The sequence below is a fragment of the Nitrospirota bacterium genome, from assembly GCA_023229435.1.
Lineage (GTDB): Bacteria > Nitrospirota > UBA9217 > UBA9217 > UBA9217 > JALNZF01.
In genome coordinates, this window is sequence record JALNZF010000023.1 from 16005 (window position 1) to 35752 (window position 19748).

A 19748-nucleotide genomic window follows, 5' to 3' on the forward strand; every position below is an offset into this window, starting at 1 on the left:
CGGAGCGTGTATTGAATTTATTCGTATTTATCCGTTCGTGGTGAGCCTGTCGAACCACAAAAAGACTTTTTCAACAACCTGTTAGAGGAGAGTGAACGGTAACAGCGAATCAACCTGAAGGGAGGCCATCAAAAGCCGCCCTTAAACGCAGATTTCTTTTCATTCCCGCGTGATGCTCTCTCATAGTTCTCCATATAATTATTTTCAACGCGTTCAATTCGGGGCGCTTTCCGCAGCAAGCAGTCGAAATAACAGATCCGGATTGTCCGCTCCAAAAATCTCGGGCTGATACCGGGACCAAAGCTTAAGAGACCCTTCCCGATCACCCTGTCTCAGGTGCCCCATCATCCCGGACAATACCACATATTTTAAGGCGTCCGGAGGCAGTCGTTGTCCGCTCTCCAACATGGTTTGAGCCGCACGCGCCATTCCCGTCGCATCTCGTTTACCCACCGCCTTAAATAACGCGATCCAGTTCCTCTTTTCTGTTGAAAGCGATCGGGCGCAGGGGGCCGAGTCCAACCTTTTCCAAACCACATCCAATTCGTGCGGCCTCAGATAAGAGGACATGATGATAAATGTATCGAAGAGACTTTTCATTCCAGCGTCTTCTCCTGACAGGGATCGACAATCATAAAATATCTGTCTAAGCTGGAGAGCCAGTCGCTTTGTGTCCATTGAGACATTTCCATATCGTGAATCAAATCTTCCCTCTAAAATAAAATCTCTCGCCATCATAGCTTCGTAGGCGGATTTCGTTTCGAAAAAAGAGCCGGACGGCGTAATATCGGTCGCCCCCCTGTCAGGAGCAGACCCTGTCAACATTTCCAAAGACGGCAGCGGCATATGAGCGATTCTCACGAAATCGCTTGCATTGGTTTGGAAGAACCGGGCGCGGACCGCATTTTGATCAAGAACAGGGTTATAATCTGAATTTGCGCGTATGGAAAACGATTCCATAAGTTTACGTAAGATTTTTTTATTTCCTACCTTTCGGATTTCAATATCCTGCATGCCGTTAATATGGATCCTGGCCAGTGCGGCGGCAATATCAGGATATCGTAAGAGCGCCGGGTCAGGGGCGGCTATCTTCCCGTTGTTCCTTGCGATAAGTATTATATTCTCGCGGTCAGCGGCGTAGATGACAAAGTCGTTAAAATGTGACGAGACCGCCTTTAACACGGACACGACAAGCTCGTTATCCATCTCATAAAGTTGGAGCCACTGTACAAACGATCCGTTTTCGGTTAAATGACGACTGACAAGACGGTAAAATTCTTCGGAAAAAAGGCCTGATACTCCGCTGACCCAGGGGTTTGACGGTTCCGAAAGGATCATGTCGTATTTTATATTGTGGACTGCGAAGAACTTTTTGGCATCATCTATGGATATTTTGCTTCGCGGATCACTGAATGCCAACTCTACGCGCGGGCGAAAATTTTGTGCGGCTTCCACCATCTTCCCTTCTATTTCAACGGTATCAACCTGCTTGATCCGGGGGTTGCTCAACAGGGTATGCGTGGTCAGGCCTGAGCCAAAACCGATATTGGCTATGGTCTCGGCTTGCGGGTTCAGCGCCATGGGAATTACCGCGAGAAGGATCATGGTGTCTTCATCTCGGTGCGCCGCTCCACGAGTATCCATATTGATCGCGGCATCTGACTTTCCGTTTGTACGTATACTGATAGCCCCATTATTGAAGCGGGCCACGCTCACCGTTGCTGTTTTTCCGTCCCTATGGTAAAGAAGCCTGCTGTTTTCCTCGGTAAGGAGATCACCTATGCGGTAAACACCTGACGCCATTTTATATGCATCCAGTTTCACGAATAAAAGGGTCGCAGCAATTGCAAAGATGCAGAGAGCGGTTACGATGGCGGGTAAACGCTTCGTCGTAGCGTTTTTCGCACTCCATAAGAGCAGCACGCCAAGCGCAATATCAAGGCCGGCGCCAAAAACGATCAGTCCTTTTAACCCCAGCATCGGCATCCCGACATGGATGGCGAAAAAAACTCCAAGAATGGCCCCCACCGTGTTGGCCGCGTAAACCTGCCCGATGCTCCGCTCCCCATGCCCCTGCCTGATTAATTGGTAGGTTATGAGCGGCAGGGTCATCCCGGCGCAAAACGTCGTCGGCAGCATGACGGCCAATGCGATGGCATTACTGGACAGGTTGAACAGGGCGTACCCCGTGTTCGTCCTGCTCAGCGTCTGTACGAGCCATTTCATGACTTCAAAGGTATTTCCGTACAACAAAAGCGTGGAAAGCGCCAGTAGCCCCATGACGACCTGCACATAGGCAAGAGTGCGTTCAGGCGCAGCAATACCATCTATTCGGCGTTGTATCCATAAACCGCCAAAGGCAAGGCCGAAGATAAAGGCGCTCAGCATAAGTTCAAATGCATGGGTGGAACTTCCTAAAACGAGGCTCAGCATCCGTATCCACCCGATCTCGTAAATAAAAGATGCCGTGCCGGTTAGGAACGAAATAAAGAGAAATAACAGATACCCGTTGTCCGCCGGACGTTCCTGCCGTATTTTTTTATCAACCTTGACGCTGACCGGTTGTATGATTTGGCTTTTCATCAGCCGCCATACCGAGAGGGCCACGGCTATATTGATAAGACCGGCCGTTCTTATGGTCCAGGGCAAACCGAGAAAACGAATGAGAATGAAACCGCTGACCAATACGCCGATCGCAGCCCCGAGACTGTTCGTGAAGTAAAACAACGCAATTGTTCTGCCCGGGTTGTTGGGCGACAATCGAAGGATCCCGGCACTCATCAACGGAAAGGTCATGCCGAGCAGTATCGACTGGGGCAGGATCATCAAGGCTGACAGCGTCCAGGTATAGATGCTTGCAAGTGACGCGGAGTTGAAAAGAGGGATGATGCTGGTATAGGAGATTTGAACAGCCTGATCGAAGGCGTTGTGAAAAATCATGGCGAAAAGACCGATGGCGCCTTCCACCAGCGCGTAACCGATGAGCAGGTTTTTCCATTTGATGGAATATTTGCTGCACATCCACGAACCGAATGCCATCCCGCCCATGAAGATGGCCAATACCAGTGTCTGCGCGTACGCTGCATGCCCCAGGAACAGTTTCAGATAATGGGTCCATATCGATTCATAAATGAGCCCTGAAAATCCGGACAGAGTGAATATGAGCAAAAATAGAGCAAGATGTTTTTTATTCATGGATAAACCTTTTTTCGTTGGTTCAGATCATCGGAGGCAATGATACGGTATGAGCATGTTATCACGACCACAAGATGGTTTGTACGATCAGTGTCAACTCCCGAATTGACGCACAAGTAAAAGCTGATCCGCAAAACATGAATTAATTTATCATACTTATAACATCTTTACAACTATCCTGAAAATAACCAACATCGTATGATTTTCTGCCGATATCCGGTTGACATGTCCGGGAGCTTGTAAATAAATGTTCGTTGACAACACGGCAAGAGAGTCATACACTGATTATCGTGGGAGGAGGTGCCATGAAAATGCTTATTCAATCGATAATGGGACTGTCAGTCATGCTTATCGCGAGCGCCGCGGTCATGGCTGCAACGAGCCTTGAGAAGGCAACCTTCGCGGGCGGCTGCTTCTGGTGTATGGAGCACCCTTTCGACGAAATACCCGGCGTGGTCTCGGTCACCCCGGGCTACACCGGGGGACATAAAAAGTCGCCCACCTATGAAGAGGTCTCGGCCGGAGGGACGGGGCACGCGGAGTCTGTTCAGATCGTCTATGACCCTGCGCAAGTGACCTACGAAAAGCTTCTGAACGTCTTTTGGCACAACATTGATCCGATCGTCAAGGACCGGCAGTTCTGTGATACCGGTCATCAGTATCGCAGCGCCATCTTTTATCATACTGAAGAACAGCACCGGCTGGCACTGCAGTCGAAGGCCCTTCTGGAGAAGAGCAAGACCTTCAAAGAACCTGTCGTAACCGAGATCGCGCAAGCCACGGAGTTCACCCCTGCCGAGGAGTACCACCAGCACTATTACAAGAAGAACCCGATCCGTTACAAATTCTATCGCACCTCGTGCGGTCGGGACAAGCGGCTCAAGGAGCTGTGGGGCGATGCGGCAGGACATTGAAAGGGAGAATGAGAGCCGGGTTTGATTGGATGCCATTGGAATGGGCTTCTGGGACACGGGATGTCCCCCGAGTTTTCGTCCGGAGATCACAATAAAATAGCCGCGCTAGAGTGCATCGGCTATTACTCCTGCTGCTGAAAGGGGCTTGGCGGGTCTTACCAGGGTGTTGAAAAAGTCATTAGCGTGGTTCGACAAGCTCACCACGAACGGATAAAGAACAACAAATTCAATGCCCATTCCGTTCACCCTGAGCCCGTCGAAGGGTAAATGGAACGTTTTTCAACAGCCTGTTGCGACTTGACCTATACCATTCACTCTTCAAGAGCAGAACCTATATTCGCTACGATATTTCCCTTTCAGATCTTGCCAGGGGGGGCTCCTTTCGTCTTTTCCTCTTCTGCTTTTTCACAATCGTTCTGTTTCGTTGATAAAAACACATCGCAAATGGATACTTTGGCAAACTGAAAATCCTTGCCCTGTATAGCTGTCAGGCTGACTTGAGCCGTGCCGAGAGACCACCGATAGAAGCCCTGCCCCCCGATCGTCTCCTGCTGATATGTTTTCCCATATTTGTTTTTTAACATATCCAGGAAATAGGACACATCGGCTGCAAGAAGCTTCGGATCCGATATTCTGTTAGGACCTTCCATCTCACACTTGAAAAATAAATCATTTCTATCGAACAATAATATGACATCAGCCATGAATGAAGACTTTCTCTTTGGATCGTAGCCCTCTATCAGGATGGTGCGCGCTTTTTTGATGCTATCGGTCTTTGTTATTACATCATATAAGGCGAATTGAGTTTGAATATATGCATCGGCTTTATCAAATGGCGTCCCCAATAAAATTGATTCAAAGCCATATATCCCCGTGTCTTTCTGCTTATCCGCAGCCTCAGCAATCAAAACCGTGGTCATACAAAGCAGAAAACTTAAGATAAATGAGATTCTTCTCATGTCCCCTCCAAAAAAGGCATCCCGGGCGTGTTCTCCCCGCCGGACGCAAAAAAAAAATAAGGGGACCGGTACTAACGGGTCCCCTTTTACAGGTGACGTTGCCGATCTTTTTATATCTCCGTGACGGTAATTGCCTGCTGCGGGCAGTTCTCGACGCAGGTCAGGCAGTTGATGCACTCGGACATGTTCTCCGGCTCGGACTTTTCGTCTACGAGCTTGAACACCCCCTGGGGGCATACGTTCACGCAGACGCCGTCGCCGTCGCACTTTGCCTTGTCCACTGTTACCATATACATGAGTCTGGCTTCCTCCTTCGATAAAATATGAATCCATCCAGCGAAGCGGTATATTACCCACTCCGATGTTTAAAATCAAGTGAGAAATAAAAAAGGGCCCACCCGTGCGGCGTGGACCCCTGATAGGCAACGGTCGGTTTTTCTTAATGCTCCAGCTCGATCCCCGCTGTTTCTTCCCTGACCGTGATCGCGATCTTGTAGAGCAGGGTCAGTACCAGGAACCCGATCGCCCAGATGCCGATAGTGATCATGGTCTCCGGCATGGTGGGCCAGTAGGGATGCACTTCTTCAAAGGGGTTCGGCACGAAACCGCCGATGATCAAGCCGAAGCCTTTGTCGATCCATAAGGAGGCGAAGAGCATGATACACGCAAGCGCCAAAGTTCCCTCGTTCTTCCGTATCGCCGGGACCCAGAGCATGACCAGCGAGATCGCCGCAAAGATCGTTGAGGTCCACATGAGCGGCACAAGTTCGCTGTGGCCTTCAAGCCCGGTATACAGATACAGGAAGGATTGTGCATGGCCCGGGATGCCGCTGTAGAAAGCAGTGAAGAACTCCAGTCCCAGGAAAAAGACGTTCGCGAACATGGCATAGGCAACGATCTTGCCCACTGCCTGGATGGCCTCCTTGCCTGCGTCGAACTTGCTGATCTTCCGCACGATCAACGCAAGGATGATCAGGAGCGCCGGACCGCCGGCAAAAGCCGAGGCCAGGAACCGCGCGGCCAGGATGGCACTGAGCCAGAAATGGCGTCCCGGGATACCGGCATAAAGGAATGCCGTGACCGTGTGGATGCTGATCGCCCAGGGGATCGAGAGATAGATGAACGGTTTTATCCACTTGGGCGGGGCAATGCCCTTCCGGTCGGATCCGAGGGTCACCCAGCCGACGAGGAGATTCAGGAACAGGTAACCGTTCAGCACGACCGTGTCCCAGAACACCATGGCGCTTGGTGTGGGGTGCAGGAATATGTTCATGACCCTCATGGGCTGCCCCATGTCCGACAGGATGAACAGCATGCACATGACCACTGCCGAAATGGCAAGAAACTCACCGAGGATCACGATTTTCCCGAACGTCTTATAATCGTGCAGATAATACGGAATAACGAGCATCACGGCCGAGGCCGCGACGCCGACCAGGAATGTGAACTGGCCGATATACAGGCCCCAGGTCACGTCCCGATGCATGCCGGTGAGTCCCAATCCGTATGAGTACTGCTTGAGATAGGTGAACACCCCTATCGCAGCCAGGACACCGAGAAACATGATCCATGCCCAGTATTTTTTACTTCCCACTAATGCCTTCTCAAGCATGGTCGCTCCCTCCTACGATGTAATAAATGCCCGGGCCGGTACCCAGGTCGGATTTGCGCCTGATCGTGTACTGGTTCGTCACGATCTTCCGGACCTCGGAATTGGGGTCTTCCAGATCGCCGAAGAGCAGGCCGCCTTTGGGCGCGGCTTCGACACACGCCGGCAGTTTCCCCACCGCAAGCCTCTCGGTACAGAAGGTGCATTTTTCCACCACGCCTTTTGACCGCGTCGGGTATTCCTTGTTCTCGGATTTGATGGCAGGCCGGGGGTCGCGCCAGTTGAAGCTCCGTGACCCGTAGGGGCACGCGGCCATGCAGAAGCGGCATCCGATGCAGCGGTGCTCGTCCTGCATCGTGATCCCGTTCGGAAGTTTGAATGTTGCCTTGGTGGGACAGACCCGGACACAGGGCGGATTATCACAATGGTTGCATGCGACGAGGAACGGCATTTCCTTCATGTGCTCGCTCATGTACTTGTTGTCCTGACCCGGGAATGTGCGTTCGTAGGGCGCTGTCCAGATCCACTTGACCTCGAACTTCTTGTCGACGCTGCCGTCTGCGTTCCGGAAATCGGGAACGTTGTGCGTCAGGTGGCAGGCATCGATGACCTTTTTGAAATCTTCCTCGGTCTTGAACTTGCTCATGTCCACGACCATGGCCCAGCGCTTCGCAAGCAACGCTTCCTTGTTCTTGTCCACCTGCGATGGATCCATACCTGTCAGCAGCGATGGCCCTTTGGCTGAGACGACGGACGCGCCGAGACCCAGAACGGAGGAGATACCGGCTATTTTAAGGAATTTTCTCCTGTCCATGCTCATGATTTGTTCTCCTCCTTCTCCTTCGGCTGAATATGGCAATCCCAGCAATACGGGGTCACCGACATGTAGGTGTGGCATTCGTCGCAAAACTTCTTCTTGTTGGAGTGACAGTTCATACAGCCGTTCTGCAGGCTTATGTTGAACCGTTTGTGGTTTGCATTGCTGATATAACCCCGGTTGTCTTCCCGCACTACGGTGTCCCGCCAGTTGTTCAAGAGCTGCATGTGTTCGGCCCGCATGAACTCTTTGGACTCCACACACTCCTTCTTGCCGTACTGTTTCTCCCATTCCTGGATCGCGGGAGTATCCACCTTCGGGTCGGGCTTGGCATTCACCTTCCCGATATTGTTGTAGAACGGGAATGCCGCGAATGCCGCGAACACCAGGATCCCGATGATTATTTTGCCGCCGTCATAGAGTTTCATTAGGCTTGGTCCTCCTTCGCTTCGACTCCCGGAAGAGGTTCACCGCGCAGGTTGGTCGTTCTCTCCTTCTCGCCCTTCATGATCATGGCATTTGCCACGAGCTCATGGAGACCGCAGACACCCACGCCGGGCACCCAGTAATCCATGAGCGGGGGAAGCGTTGCGCGGTCGATGGCACAGATGTTTGCCAGCATGTTCACCCCGTAGTGCTCATGGACGAACTTGACGGCATTCGCGCGGGGGAAGCCGCCCTTCATGCGAAGGTCCATGTCCTCCGAGGCGTTCAGGCCGGATCCGCTTCCGCAGCAGAAGGTCTTCTCACGGATCGTGTCCTCCGGCATTTCGACGAAGTTGTTGACCACGTTCCTGAGAACATACCGGGGTTCCTCAAGAATGCCCATGCCGCGCGCCGTGTTACAGGAGTCGTGCCACGTCACCTTGAGATTGTCGTTCCTCTTCGGGTCGAGCTTGAGCTTGTTGTTCTTGATCAGGTCGGCGGTAAATTCCGCGATGTGGATCATCTTCGTTGATCGCGCGTTCTCGAATACCGTGCCGGTGATCGGCGACTTCGGGACCTCGAGGAAATCCGCGGGTCCGTTCCAGGTGTCCATATACTGGTTCAGGACGCGCCACATATGGCCGCATTCCCCGCCGATGACGTACTTCACGCCAAGCCGCTTCGCTTCGGCATAGATCTTGGAGTTGAGCCGCTTTGCCAGTTCGTTCGAGGTGAAGTACCCGAAGTTCCCGCCTTCCGAGGCATAGGTGCTCCAGGTGTAGTCGAGCCCCAGTTCTTCGAACAGCATGAGGTAGCCCATGGCCGTGTACGTGCCCGGATCGGCAAAGAGATCGCCCGAAGGCGTTACAAACAGGATTTCCGCGCCTTTTCGGTTGAACGAGGGTTTGATCTTCTTGCCCGTGATGGTCTCGATGTCGTCGAGCATGTACTCGAGGTTGCTCACGATCGTATGGGGCTCGAGACCAAGGTGGTTGCCCTTCATGTAGCAGTTCGCGGCCGGACCGGCGACCCATTCAATGTTCAGGCCGAGCAGGTTCAGCAGTTCGCGCCCGATGATGGTGATCTCAGCCTGGTCGATGCCGTAGGGGCAGAAGACCGAACAGCGGCGGCACTCGGTGCACTGAAAGAAGTAGTACCACCACTCCTTCAGCACATCGACGGTAAGCTCGCGCGCGCCGGCCATCTTGCCGAAGATCTTTCCTGCCAGGGTGAATTCTTTTCTATAAACCGAGCGAATGAGCTCGGCCCTGAGCACCGGCATGTTCTTGGGGTCGCCGGTGCCGATGAAGAAATGGCATTTGTCCGCGCAGGCGCCGCAGCGCACGCAGATGTCCATGAAGAGCCGGAACGACCGGTATTTTTCAAGCCGGTCCGCGATCCCCTCGAGGATGATCTGCTTCCAGTTCTCGGGAAGCTTCCAGTCCTCGTCCATGGGTCTCCAGTCCCGCGGGTTCGGAAAGCTGAGGGTCTGGAGGCTTTTCGGCTTCGATCCGTGACAGAACATCCCTTCTTTTAACACGACGGGCGTGTCCATCCACCCCGTCTTCGGCGGCGCGTAATCTATCTTCGACAGTTCTTCTGGCGTCGGAAGTTTTGCCATGATTACTCCTTTTCTACCGGCAAGCCGGCTTTTTTCATTTTTTCCCTGAAGTCGTCCTCATACTCCGCATAGGTGTGGACATGGACCGGATAGTTCCAGGGATTGATGTGCCTCTTCGCGCGGTTGTTGTTCGCCAGGTTGCGGGTGGGACTCATGAAAACGCCGGCCATGTGTACCAGCTTGCTGAACGGGAAATAGGCGAACAGGACGCAGAGGAGGAACAGATGGATGTAGAACACGGAACCTATGCCGCCGGGGACCGTTGGACTGAAACTGACCAGACCCATGGTGAGCATCTTCACGCTCACGACATCTGTTTTAATGAAGTACCGCATGAGCACGCCGGATGTGGCAATGGCGAGGATCAGAAAGAGCGGGAAGTAGTCTGCGATCAGCGAGATATACCGAACTTGCGGAAGGGCCGCCCTCCTGATGAAAAGATAGGTAGCCGCTGCCATGAGCACTCCGTCGGTCAGGTACAAAAGCGGTGTCCCTATCTGGAGGAAGCTGTCCAGTGCCGCGATCGTCTGGATCACTTCAGGCACCGGCGTCATAAAGAACCGCAGATGTCTGATTAGAATGAGGAGGAATGAATAGTGGAACGCCATGCCGGCGAGCCAGAGCCATTTTGCCTCACCGTAGGTGAGCTGTGCGCCTTCGTTCAACTGTGTTTTCACGTTCCTGAAAAGGGACCGGAAGAAGAACACTTCGAGCGCCATTCTCCCGAGAACGCCCAGCATGCCCGAGGGGTTTTCAAGTTTGCTCTGCTTGATCCAGGGAAGCGATTTCTGCTGTCCGCAGGTCGTGGGAATGCGGAACGGCACGGGTGAACTTCCCCACTTCAGGATACGGTAGATCATGCCGCCGATAAAGAGGAGTACCGCCAGATAGGGGATCACGATCCCGAAGACATACTGCGCGTTCAACACCGTCACTCCCGTGTAGGCAATCAGTACAAGGAGCAGTACTGCGATGAAAGAAACTATGACTTTCATGTCGTTACCTCTCTTCGTTTAGTTAAAACTTTTCACCACAGAGAACACCGAGAAAATCCTGAATTATTTTATATTCCTCTGTGATCTCTGTGGTAAATATTTTTATTTAGGTTTTCAGAAGTTCGTCAATCCTGACCGTCAACGATGATACGCGCCTGCTGCAAAAGCCTGAAGGTCATGTTGGTAGCTTCCTTCGCCTTCAGCTCGAATATCTTTTCCCGGCACTTCATGTAAATGTCAAAGGCGAAAAGGGCCAGATCATCGATGGTGGAATCAAAGGCCGCCAATTGATCGGTCATCCCGGGAAGATGCAGTATCTCGTTGCCGAGCTCCTGTCGCACGATATTCTTGAGCTGGAAGATGAACGCAACGGCCTCGGAGGGCGTAAACTCCTGGATCGCCCGGATCCTGACAATTCCGTCAAGAAGGGTCTTAACGGTATCAGGGATCATCCCCTTCAGCAGCGCATCGAACAGGCCGTCCAATCCCTCCGCGAGCGTGTAGCCGACCGGGTTCGTGAACTGGGCCTTCTGCTTCTTCAAAAAACCTGAGGTATTCTCCGGATAGGTGTCCGCAACCGCATCGAACCACTTTTTCAGGATCGCGGGCTTCTTTTCCATCAGCTGTTGTTTGAGGTCCATATCCATAATCAATCCGGCAAAAACAGGACCATGCAGCGATCGCTGCATGGTCTCAAACGTTTAGAAGAAGAGCAGGTGCTTCGCCGCTTCCATCTCTTTCTGAATATCCGCGAAAGAAACGAACTTGGTTTTGATATCCGCGCCGCCGATATCATCGGCATCGGCGATCATCTGGTCCTCTTTCAGGCCGAGGCGCTCCATGTCCTCCTTGCAGACCCAGATCGGCACATCTACCTGAAGGGAACTCTTGATGTGGCTTTCGGTGCTGGTCACACCGTAGATCTTCATGGCCGGCTGGTTTTTAACCGCATTCAGCACGCCATCGCCGACGAAGACAACGGTCGGGACGACTGAATCGCCGTCATCCATGTAGATCTCAGCGGTCTGGCTTGAGATCGCATGGGTGAGCGCCAGGCGGGGGTTCTCGCTCTTGTAGGGCGGTCTCTGAACAACGAACATTAATTTTACGGCGCCCATTTACTCACCTCCGATATGAAGCAGCTTGTCGGTCTTGACGGTCTTTGCCAGGTACCAGTCCATGCTGGCGCGTTTCACGCCCTCCGGGGTGTCTTCCTTGTGGTAGCCCCGGGCCTCGGCACAGGCCTCGCATGCGGTGACTTCCATGCCTTTGGCGATAAGCTCTTTCATCCGCTTATCATTGTACGAGTAGTCCTTGAATGCTTTTTGCCCCTTCTTAGCCATCATTACCGCGTTGCCGGACAGCCACATATTGACCTTGTGGCCCTTTGCGATCGCGGCCTCGGCAAGCTTGAACGAAAAGTCAAGCGACATCGAGCCGACCAGCGAAGGGAACACTCCCAATGTTAATTCTCCCATTTTATCCTCCTTTTTTCAAATATACGATGGACGATGGACGACCACTCACTTCGTTCGTTAAGACGACGGACGCATAAGACTTTACTTACCGCGTCTCTCGTCCCTCGTCCTTCGTCCTTCGGTATTTACTACAGCCAGGCCGTCTTCTCATAGTCGTTCATAATGAGATCGACAATATCACCGTAGCTGATGACCTTCACCTTGGAGTTTACATTCGCCGCGGTATACCCTCTGATCTCAAGATCATCCGCCAAAACGTAGTAACTTGCTCCTGCCTTGGAAAGCACGGGCGAATCTTTGCCATTCTCCTTAACAACGGCATGATAAATGCCGTTGCCTACGAGGACCACCCCCATCTTGTCGGCTTGCAAGCGTTCAAAGCTGTCTTCGGTCCTTCTCCAGTCGCTTAGGAATACTGCTAACTTCATCGTATCACCTCCCTGAGCCATCGTGAAAATAAAAAAACAGGGGATAAGTTGTTCAATTATCCCCTTCGGTTGACTGTGTCTGTTACCGCATTAGATCTCGGCAACCGTAATTGCCTGCTGCGGGCAGTTCTCCACGCAGGTCAGGCAGTTTATGCACTCGGACATGTTTGCCGGATCTGCTTTTCCGCTATCAAGCTTGAACACGGATTGCGGACATACATTCACGCAGGTGCCGTCGCCGTCGCACTTGTTAGTGTCGATTGTTACCATATACATGGTTATGTGTACCTCCTTCTAACTGGTATCATACTGCACTGGTTCGGCATACCATGACCTTCACGCGGTGGAAATACCCGGTGCGTCATAGATGGTCATGGCCTTTCACTGAGCGAACGAAAGGCAAACGTCATGGGTGCCCACACAGCGCCTGAAACAAAAAACCCCGACAGCCTACACGCAGCCCGTCGGCTTCGGCAGACCGGCGATCTTGCATGCCTGCTTTGCCGGGCCGCCCGGATACAGTTCATAGAGATACTTGGTATTGCCTTTATCGGCCCCGAGCTTCTTGCCGATCTCCTTGACCAGGATCTTGATCATCGGCGCAATCTGATACTGCTTGTAGTATTCGCGGAGGAAATTCACGACTTCCCAGTGCTGGTCGCTCATTTCGATGCCCTCGACCTGCGCGAAGTAATTCGCCACATCCATATTCCAGTCATCCAGGTTCGCTAAAAATCCATCTTCATCCACTTCGATCGTCTTTCCTTTTACGTCAACTGTTGCCATTTTTGTATCCCCTTTCGTTCATTAAATTTTTTGGGCGCTGCATCAGCGTCCTTCTCTTTATTATTTGCTGGCTCGATCACCGGCAGTTGCGCCTCTATCCCAACAAACCGTTATTGTTTCTTTTTTACTTTAAGAAAATACAGGCGGCCATGCCGGTCCATGAAGCTCCTCGGTTCTCCGGATGACCGGTGTGTCCTCCAATCATAACTGAGGATCATGTCATCGTAGTCTTCCCCGGCGATCATATCGGAGACCTCTTTGGAAAGCTCCTGTGCGGCGAGGCCGAGGGCCTGCAACATCACTTCCCCCACGTTCCTGCTCGTGGGATCAACGAGATACAGAGCGCCGCACAGAGTGCATTTACCGCCCAGAACCCGCTCCATCGAGTTTATCTTGATATCAGCCGGCCGTGCGATCCTAGTGCGGCAAAACGGACAGACCGGTTCAACACCTTCCCTTGCTTCTGTCCTCAAATGAAAACCCGCCTCCTACGCTGCCTGCCTGCTTTTTCGGTATTCGCGGGCCTTCTTGACCAGGGCCGCGGACCACTCCGGCGTACCGAGCGCATGGAGATGAGTGTACGCGGCAAGCACATTTTTATATACGATCCCGTCGCCTTTGCCGTCGATCCCGTGACCGCGGCTCATATGATACGCCATCGGTTGCAGTACTTCACCGGCCTGGGGACGGGAATAGTGAAATTCATGGCCCTTTATTATAACACCGCTGTCAAGGAACGGGCTCTCGGTCCCGGTTTCCATAACAGTATATCCATGCGCCTGCGGCCTTTTTTCAAGAATAAAGTCGATCGGCAGGACCGACGTCATGGGATAGCTCTTTTCACCGACCGTCAAACTCCTGCCGAGATAAATGAAACCACCGCACTCGGCATAGATGGGAAGCCCGCCTTCTGCCGCGGCCTTGACCGATCTGCAGAAACTTTCATTCGCTGCCAATTCCGCGGCCTGTGTCTCGGGGAAGCCGCCGCCTATATACAGGGCGTCAATATCAGGAAGTTCCCTATCATGAAGTGCGTTGATCTCCCTGAGGGATGCTCCCTGTTGTTCGAGCGCCTCTAAATTATCCGGATAGTAGAACTGAAACGCGGTATCTCTGATAACTCCGATCACTGCGTGTTTGTTTTCACCCGAGAACCGGTCCGGAGAAGCAACGGCTTCCGGGACATCCAGTTCCGGCGCATTACGGCCGATCTCCCATACCATCGAGAGATCAAGATATTTTGTCGCCGCGGTTGCTGATGCGCTGATCGCCTGCTCGACTTCAGGATGCTCATGGAACGGGGTAAGCCCCATGTGCCGTTCGGGAAATTCACCGTTCTTCTGCCGGGGCATTGCGCCAACGACCGGAATGCCGCTGCTCTGTTCTATGGCTTTCCTGATCACCGTCTCGTGCCTGCCGGGCGATACATTGTTCAGAATGATCCCCCGGATATCCACCCCGGGATCATACGTCCGGCATCCCAGGACAACGGCCCCGATGGTGCTTGAGGCCTTGGTGCAATCCACGATAAGGAGAACAGGCGTGTTGAGCAGTTTTGCCAATCGTGCCGTGCTGTAGCGCCCGGATTCGTCAATGCCGTCAAAGAGGCCCCGGTTGCCTTCGATCAATGCCGCATCAACGCCGTCGGTATGTTGCTGAAAAGAGCGAAGGATGCTCTCCCCCTCCATCATGAAGAGGTCGAGGTTATAGCACGGCCTGCCTGCCGCCCTGCCAAGCCATCCCGCGTCAATAAAATCAGGGCCTTTTTTAAAAACCGCCACCTGCCTGCCCTGCCTGCGCCACGCAGCGGTTATGCCGATCGCGATGGTGGTCTTGCCCAGACCCCCGCGTGTTGCTGAAACGATCAGCCTCGGGACATTCCACATTCGCGCGTTACGACTGAGGATTGGCCGAACCTTCCGTGTGCGGGATCTCGACAGCAGTGCCGCCGAAATACGAATACACCAGCTTGCCGCCGTCAATGAGCACACGAAGCGCGGCCTTTGTCTCGGCCTGGGTCGCGCCTTCAACCTCCATGGCATTGCTGATGTCCTTGGGCTTCAGTTTCTTTTTTCCCTGGCTCTTCTCCACCAGGGCATATACTTTTTTCTGCAGTTCTTCAGCATCCATATTCATCCCCTCCATAGGTTGTTCAGGTCATAGAAAAACCGGCCCCGGTCTTTCACCGGGGCCGGCATGACAGTATACGGCTATTCCCACTTGAAGGTCGGGGTCATTCTGAACGTCTCGCGTGCAAAAGTGAAGTCATCAATGTGCTGATAGGTGAACGGAATCCCGGTCATCTTGAAGAACCGCTCCCAGCCGATGCGCTCGATCCATTCGCCCACGCGCTCATGCTTGTGCGCGTCCTTGGCATAGATTTCCACGATGTGCTTTACAGCCTGCACGACCTCGGGCCAGCGTGGCGGATTGTTCGGAAGGAACGGGATGGCCAGCTTGGACATGCGAGGCACACCGCGTGCGCTCGAGACTTTGCCGCCCACATAGATGGAGATACCGTCGCCTTGTGCATCCGCGAGCGGGAGCGAAGGACACATTGTGTAACAGTTGCCGCAGTACATGCAGCGCTCTTCCTTGATCTTAACGGACTTCGCGGCCGGGTTCGGGGCGATGGCGCCGGTCGGGCACGAAGCGATGGTTGTGGGGATCTCGCACTGGTTCGCGATCGTCTTCTCGTTCACCTTCGGCGGCTTGCGGTGAATACCGAGGATGGCGATGTCGGAGCAGTGCACCGCGCCGCACATATTGAGGCAGCAGGCGAGCGCAATGCGCACGCGGGCCGGCAGGGTCTTGGTGGTGAAATATTCATGCAGCTCGTCCATGACCGCCTTCACGACGCCGGAAGCGTCCGTTGCCGGGGTGTGGCAGTGGATCCAGCCCTGGGTATGCACCACGTTGCTGATGCCATAGCCGATGCCGCCGACCAGATGGCCGCGTTTCTTGAGCTCGGCCTGGAGAGGCTCCAGCTGGGCTTTATCGGGGAAGAACTCGATGTTATTCCGTGTGGTGAAGCGCAGATATCCTCCGCAGAACTTCTCTGCAAGGTCGCATACTTCGCGAATAAAATCACTGCTCACCAGACGGGGGGATGCCATACGCACGGTATAGAGTTCGTCGCCGGTCTCGGAGACGTGCTTCATCGCACCCTTATTGATCTGTTCATGGTACTTCCATTTCCCGTAGTTCTTCGTCATCACGGGAGACATAAATTTGCTGTAGTGAGGAGCTCCAATATCGGTTATTCTTTTCGGTTTGTCAGCCATTCTAAGTTATCCTCCTTAAGTTATTTCACGTCTTCCGCGGACCAGAATACGTACGGGTTCGACCTGGGGGCTTTCACCATCTGCGCCACGGGCGGCAGACCGGTTGATTCGAGCATGGACCTCATGCCCATGCGGTCGACGAGCTCGCCGATACGCTCGCGGTTCTTGCCGTGCTCATCCCACCACTCCCACAGCTTGCGGATGAGGTCTTCCAGGTTATCATAGGGTTTTTCGAGCTTCATGAAGGGAACGATGACCCAGCTCATGAGAGCGCCGGTCACGATCGGGGCCTTGCCGCCCAGCATGATCGTGGCGCCTTTTTCCTTGCCAGGACGCAGCGCCTTCGGCATCAGGTTGATGCAGTGCATGCAGCGGTTGCAATCCTTGCCGTTGATCTTGAGCGTGTCGCCTTCGAAGTTCATGCACTTGGTCGGGCACATGTCAACGACCTCGGTCTGAATGTTCATTTTGGAAGAACAATTCTTCACCTCGGCCTGATCGATCCGGATGGAGTCTCTCCAGGTGCCGATGATGGACATGTCGGCGCGGGCGATCGCAGCGACGCAGTCGTTGGCGCACCCGGCCACCTTGATCTTGAACTTGTAGGGGAACGCGGGACGATGAAGCTCGTCCTGGAACTTATGGGTGAGCACATCGCAGATTTCCATCGTGTCGATGTTCGCAAATTCGCAGCGTGACATACCCGCACAGCAGCTCGGGGTGCGGAGGCAGGAACCGGACCCGCCGAGGTCCCAGCCCTTTGCCGTTGTTTCAGCAAAGATGGCCTCGAGCTTGTCGGTCTGGGTGCCGAGGAGGACCAGGTCTCCCGTGGAACCGTGGAAGTTGGTCAAGCCGCTTCCATACTTGTCCCATATGTCCATCAGTTCACGGAGCGCGGCGGACGTATAGTAGAAACCCGCGGGCTGATTGATACGGACGGTGTGAAAGTGTGCGACGCCCGGGTATTCTTCGGGCAGGTCGCAGTAGCGGCCGATAACGCCGCCGCCGTAACCAAGCACGCCCACGATCCCGCCGTGCTTCCAGTGGGTAACCTTATCCCGATACGATCGCTCAAGGATGTTGAGCAGATCTTTCGCCGCATTACTCCTCACGGCAGCCTTCTTGATTTCTTTCACGAAACTGGGCCATGCGCCCTTTTCCAGTTCGTCAAGCATCGGTGTCTTACCATCTTTGCTCATAGTGGAAATCCTCCTTATAGAATTATCTGGTTAAACTAAAGATTTTGTAAAAGTCATCGGACCGGCATCATGCTTCCTTAAAACAAAACGCGCTCAACGTAATTTATAACGCCCTGTAACCTGAGGGATACGGTTTATTTTATTCGGTGTGATGCCCCCCTTTCAAAAAAACATATTAAAAAATAGAGCGAATCTGATGGGTTGGTATGACAATCTCATCGTTCATGATTTCGAGTGCCATGGTATAGTATAGATGATGAGACATGCGATTGTATGAGTAGTTCCGCTTTTAGTCAAATTAATAATACTAATTGAACCATAATCGAACATAATTTGCACTGCTTCGAATGTACTATAGCAAACGCAATAATTGTTGTTATATCATTTGTAGGGCAACCCTTCAGGGTTGCTTAAAGCAAGGCTAAAGCCTTGCCCTACATGTAACAATATTTTATGCGTTTGCATTAGTTGCTAAATAATCTACTAATGATGTGATTTGCCGGGATAATCAGGAAGAAGCTGACTCACGCTAGAGGGATGCAAAATGGCGGCCACCATCATATTTGCGATAAATAAAAATAAGCTTTTAAATAATCAAAACTTAGACGACATGATCATAAGGCCCCATAGTAGTACGATATGGTACAATGACCAAATAAAAACACTGATAAAATTACAACAAATTGATTTTACATGACAATAACACTAAACTCCCATTTTGGTCATTTAACCAATTTAATCATCTCTATTTATCAGCAATGCGTTGACTGTGCTTATGAGTTCTGCTACCATGAGGATGCTCATCCCCTCGATTAAGGAGAAAAATATGGTCGAAGCAAAAGTAACCTTACTGAACGATATGCAGTTTACGGGAACAGCATCGTCAGGCCATACTCTGATCATGGACGCTGACGATGGATCAGGCGGTCACAACACCGGGTTCAGACCCATGGAACTTCTGCTCGTGGGCTTCGGCGGCTGCTCGGGCATGGATGTTATCTCCATCCTCCGGAAGAAGCGGCAGCTGGTCTCCGGTCTCGAGATCAATATCAAAGGAGAAAAGTCAGACACGGCTCCGAAGATCTACAAAGAAGTCCACATTGAATATGTGGTAAAAGGCAAAGGCGTGGAAAAAGCGGCCGTGGAGCGCGCCGTCAATCTCTCGCTGGAAAAGTATTGTTCGGTAGGCGCTACACTTGCCAAGGCCGGAACGATCACGCACAGTTACCGGATCGTGGACTAACTTCTTTTCCCATCTCCGCATACCAAACTCCGAACGCAGCCTGCCCTCGAATGAATCTATCGGGGGAACCCTGAACTCCGAACTAATAATGTATGCTGTTCTCCTCACCACTCCAGGCTCAGAAGGGCAAGGATACCTGAGGCGATGATGATGCCGCCGGAGATGAAGTTCACCCAGCGAAGTTCATGGGAGTGGAACCGTCTGCGGAAAATGCTGAAGAGGACCACCAGGAACACCCACCAAAGCGCAGATCCGAGGAAGACGCCGACTATAAGGGCGCCGGATGAAAAGAGGCTCCCCTTGACTCCGGCAAGCCCGAATCCGGCAAAGACGGCGGCAAAGGAGAAGATGGTCATGGGGTTGGTCAAAGTCAGAAAAAAAGTGGATGAGTACATACCCGCGAATTTTTTGAAGGACGCGGGGTAATCGCGATTCGAGGCCGGCGACGCGACCAGCGACTTGACGCCCAGAATGCACAAGAGCGAGCCGCCCACGAGCCTGAGGAACACATTGTGGCCGACGAGAAAGTCCGACACGAGCGTCAGGCCGAAGGCAGCCACGAACCCATAGATGGCATCGGCCGTCGCCGCGCCCATGCCGGAAAAGAACCCGGCCCTCCTGCCGAACATGAGCGTGCGGCGCGCGCAGAGAACGCCGATGGGGCCGACCGGGGCCGCGATGACGAAACCGATGATGAGCCCTTTGAGAAAAAAAGTCGTTTCCATGCCGAAAAGGTTGGAACTATTCTACTCAGCCATGCTTACGTTGACAATGGAATTTTCCACATTCTCTCT

22 protein-coding genes are annotated in these 19748 nt (G+C 52.8%); 2 read left to right on the forward strand and 20 right to left on the reverse strand.

From position 1 onward, the window contains the following. Positions 1-213 precede the first annotated feature (213 nt). Positions 214-3195, reverse strand: a complete 2982-nt coding sequence (locus M0R70_13190) for a spermidine synthase (protein MCK9420326.1) — start codon at positions 3193-3195, stop codon at positions 214-216. Positions 3196-3539: 344 nt separating this feature from the next. Here M0R70_13190 and msrA point away from each other — a divergent pair, with 344 nt between their 5' ends. Then, complete coding sequence (gene msrA / locus M0R70_13195; GenBank protein MCK9420327.1) at positions 3540-4109, forward strand: peptide-methionine (S)-S-oxide reductase MsrA; 570 nt, start codon at positions 3540-3542, stop codon at positions 4107-4109. A gap of 356 nt (positions 4110-4465) precedes the next feature. Here msrA and M0R70_13200 read toward each other — a convergent pair whose 3' ends face one another. From M0R70_13200 to dsrA, 18 genes are all read right to left on the reverse strand, one after another. Next, positions 4466-5068 (reverse strand): hypothetical protein, encoded by a 603-nt coding sequence (locus tag M0R70_13200; protein MCK9420328.1) that lies wholly within the window; start codon positions 5066-5068, stop codon positions 4466-4468. A 110-nt stretch (positions 5069-5178) separates the two neighbouring features. After that, positions 5179-5364, reverse strand: coding sequence for a 4Fe-4S binding protein (locus M0R70_13205; GenBank protein ID MCK9420329.1), 186 nt, complete (start codon positions 5362-5364; stop codon positions 5179-5181). Between the two features lie 143 nt (positions 5365-5507). Then, positions 5508-6680 (reverse strand): polysulfide reductase NrfD, encoded by a 1173-nt coding sequence (gene nrfD / locus M0R70_13210; GenBank protein ID MCK9420330.1) that lies wholly within the window; start codon positions 6678-6680, stop codon positions 5508-5510. Further along, complete coding sequence (locus M0R70_13215; GenBank protein ID MCK9420331.1) at positions 6673-7497, reverse strand: 4Fe-4S dicluster domain-containing protein; 825 nt, start codon at positions 7495-7497, stop codon at positions 6673-6675. The genes nrfD and M0R70_13215 overlap by 8 nt, the downstream gene beginning before the upstream one ends. Beyond that, positions 7494-7922, reverse strand: a complete 429-nt coding sequence (gene dsrJ / locus M0R70_13220; protein MCK9420332.1) for a sulfate reduction electron transfer complex DsrMKJOP subunit DsrJ — start codon at positions 7920-7922, stop codon at positions 7494-7496. Before dsrJ ends, M0R70_13215 begins: the two co-directional genes overlap by 4 nt. After that, complete coding sequence (locus M0R70_13225; GenBank protein ID MCK9420333.1) at positions 7922-9541, reverse strand: (Fe-S)-binding protein; 1620 nt, start codon at positions 9539-9541, stop codon at positions 7922-7924. Before M0R70_13225 ends, dsrJ begins: the two co-directional genes overlap by 1 nt. A gap of 2 nt (positions 9542-9543) precedes the next feature. Continuing rightward, complete coding sequence (gene dsrM, locus M0R70_13230) at positions 9544-10536, reverse strand: sulfate reduction electron transfer complex DsrMKJOP subunit DsrM (GenBank protein MCK9420334.1); 993 nt, start codon at positions 10534-10536, stop codon at positions 9544-9546. Between the two features lie 125 nt (positions 10537-10661). After that, positions 10662-11183, reverse strand: coding sequence for an RsbRD N-terminal domain-containing protein (locus M0R70_13235; protein MCK9420335.1), 522 nt, complete (start codon positions 11181-11183; stop codon positions 10662-10664). A 54-nt stretch (positions 11184-11237) separates the two neighbouring features. After that, complete coding sequence (locus M0R70_13240) at positions 11238-11654, reverse strand: DsrE family protein (protein ID MCK9420336.1); 417 nt, start codon at positions 11652-11654, stop codon at positions 11238-11240. Further along, complete coding sequence (locus M0R70_13245) at positions 11655-12014, reverse strand: DsrE family protein (GenBank protein MCK9420337.1); 360 nt, start codon at positions 12012-12014, stop codon at positions 11655-11657. It lies immediately after the preceding gene. A gap of 128 nt (positions 12015-12142) precedes the next feature. Then, positions 12143-12442, reverse strand: coding sequence for a hypothetical protein (locus tag M0R70_13250; protein MCK9420338.1), 300 nt, complete (start codon positions 12440-12442; stop codon positions 12143-12145). 90 nt (positions 12443-12532) lie between these two features. Beyond that, complete coding sequence (locus M0R70_13255; GenBank protein MCK9420339.1) at positions 12533-12718, reverse strand: 4Fe-4S binding protein; 186 nt, start codon at positions 12716-12718, stop codon at positions 12533-12535. 174 nt (positions 12719-12892) lie between these two features. Next, entirely contained in the window at positions 12893-13228 is a 336-nt protein-coding gene (locus tag M0R70_13260) for a TusE/DsrC/DsvC family sulfur relay protein (GenBank protein MCK9420340.1), read from the reverse strand. 110 nt (positions 13229-13338) lie between these two features. Next, a complete protein-coding gene (locus tag M0R70_13265) occupies positions 13339-13701 on the reverse strand; it encodes a hypothetical protein (GenBank protein MCK9420341.1) in 363 nt (120 codons plus the stop codon). Between the two features lie 15 nt (positions 13702-13716). Next, the gene (locus M0R70_13270; GenBank protein ID MCK9420342.1) at positions 13717-15114 is read right to left on the reverse strand and encodes a cobyrinate a,c-diamide synthase; all 1398 of its coding nucleotides are present in this window, start codon (positions 15112-15114) and stop codon (positions 13717-13719) included. Between the two features lie 7 nt (positions 15115-15121). Then, positions 15122-15358: a hypothetical protein gene (locus tag M0R70_13275; GenBank protein ID MCK9420343.1), complete on the reverse strand. Its 237-nt coding sequence runs from the start codon at positions 15356-15358 to the stop codon at positions 15122-15124. An 80-nt stretch (positions 15359-15438) separates the two neighbouring features. After that, positions 15439-16512 (reverse strand): dissimilatory-type sulfite reductase subunit beta, encoded by a 1074-nt coding sequence (gene dsrB / locus M0R70_13280; protein MCK9420344.1) that lies wholly within the window; start codon positions 16510-16512, stop codon positions 15439-15441. Between the two features lie 20 nt (positions 16513-16532). Further along, on the reverse strand, positions 16533-17711 hold the full coding sequence (gene dsrA, locus M0R70_13285) for a dissimilatory-type sulfite reductase subunit alpha (protein ID MCK9420345.1): 1179 nt from the start codon (positions 17709-17711) through the stop codon (positions 16533-16535). An 826-nt stretch (positions 17712-18537) separates the two neighbouring features. On the opposite strand from dsrA, the gene M0R70_13290 reads away from it, so the two are divergent. After that, positions 18538-18954, forward strand: coding sequence for an OsmC family protein (locus M0R70_13290; protein MCK9420346.1), 417 nt, complete (start codon positions 18538-18540; stop codon positions 18952-18954). A 104-nt stretch (positions 18955-19058) separates the two neighbouring features. Here the strand turns inward: M0R70_13290 and M0R70_13295 are convergent, their stop codons facing one another. After that, positions 19059-19679 (reverse strand): LysE family transporter, encoded by a 621-nt coding sequence (locus M0R70_13295; protein ID MCK9420347.1) that lies wholly within the window; start codon positions 19677-19679, stop codon positions 19059-19061. Positions 19680-19748: the final 69 nt, after the last annotated feature.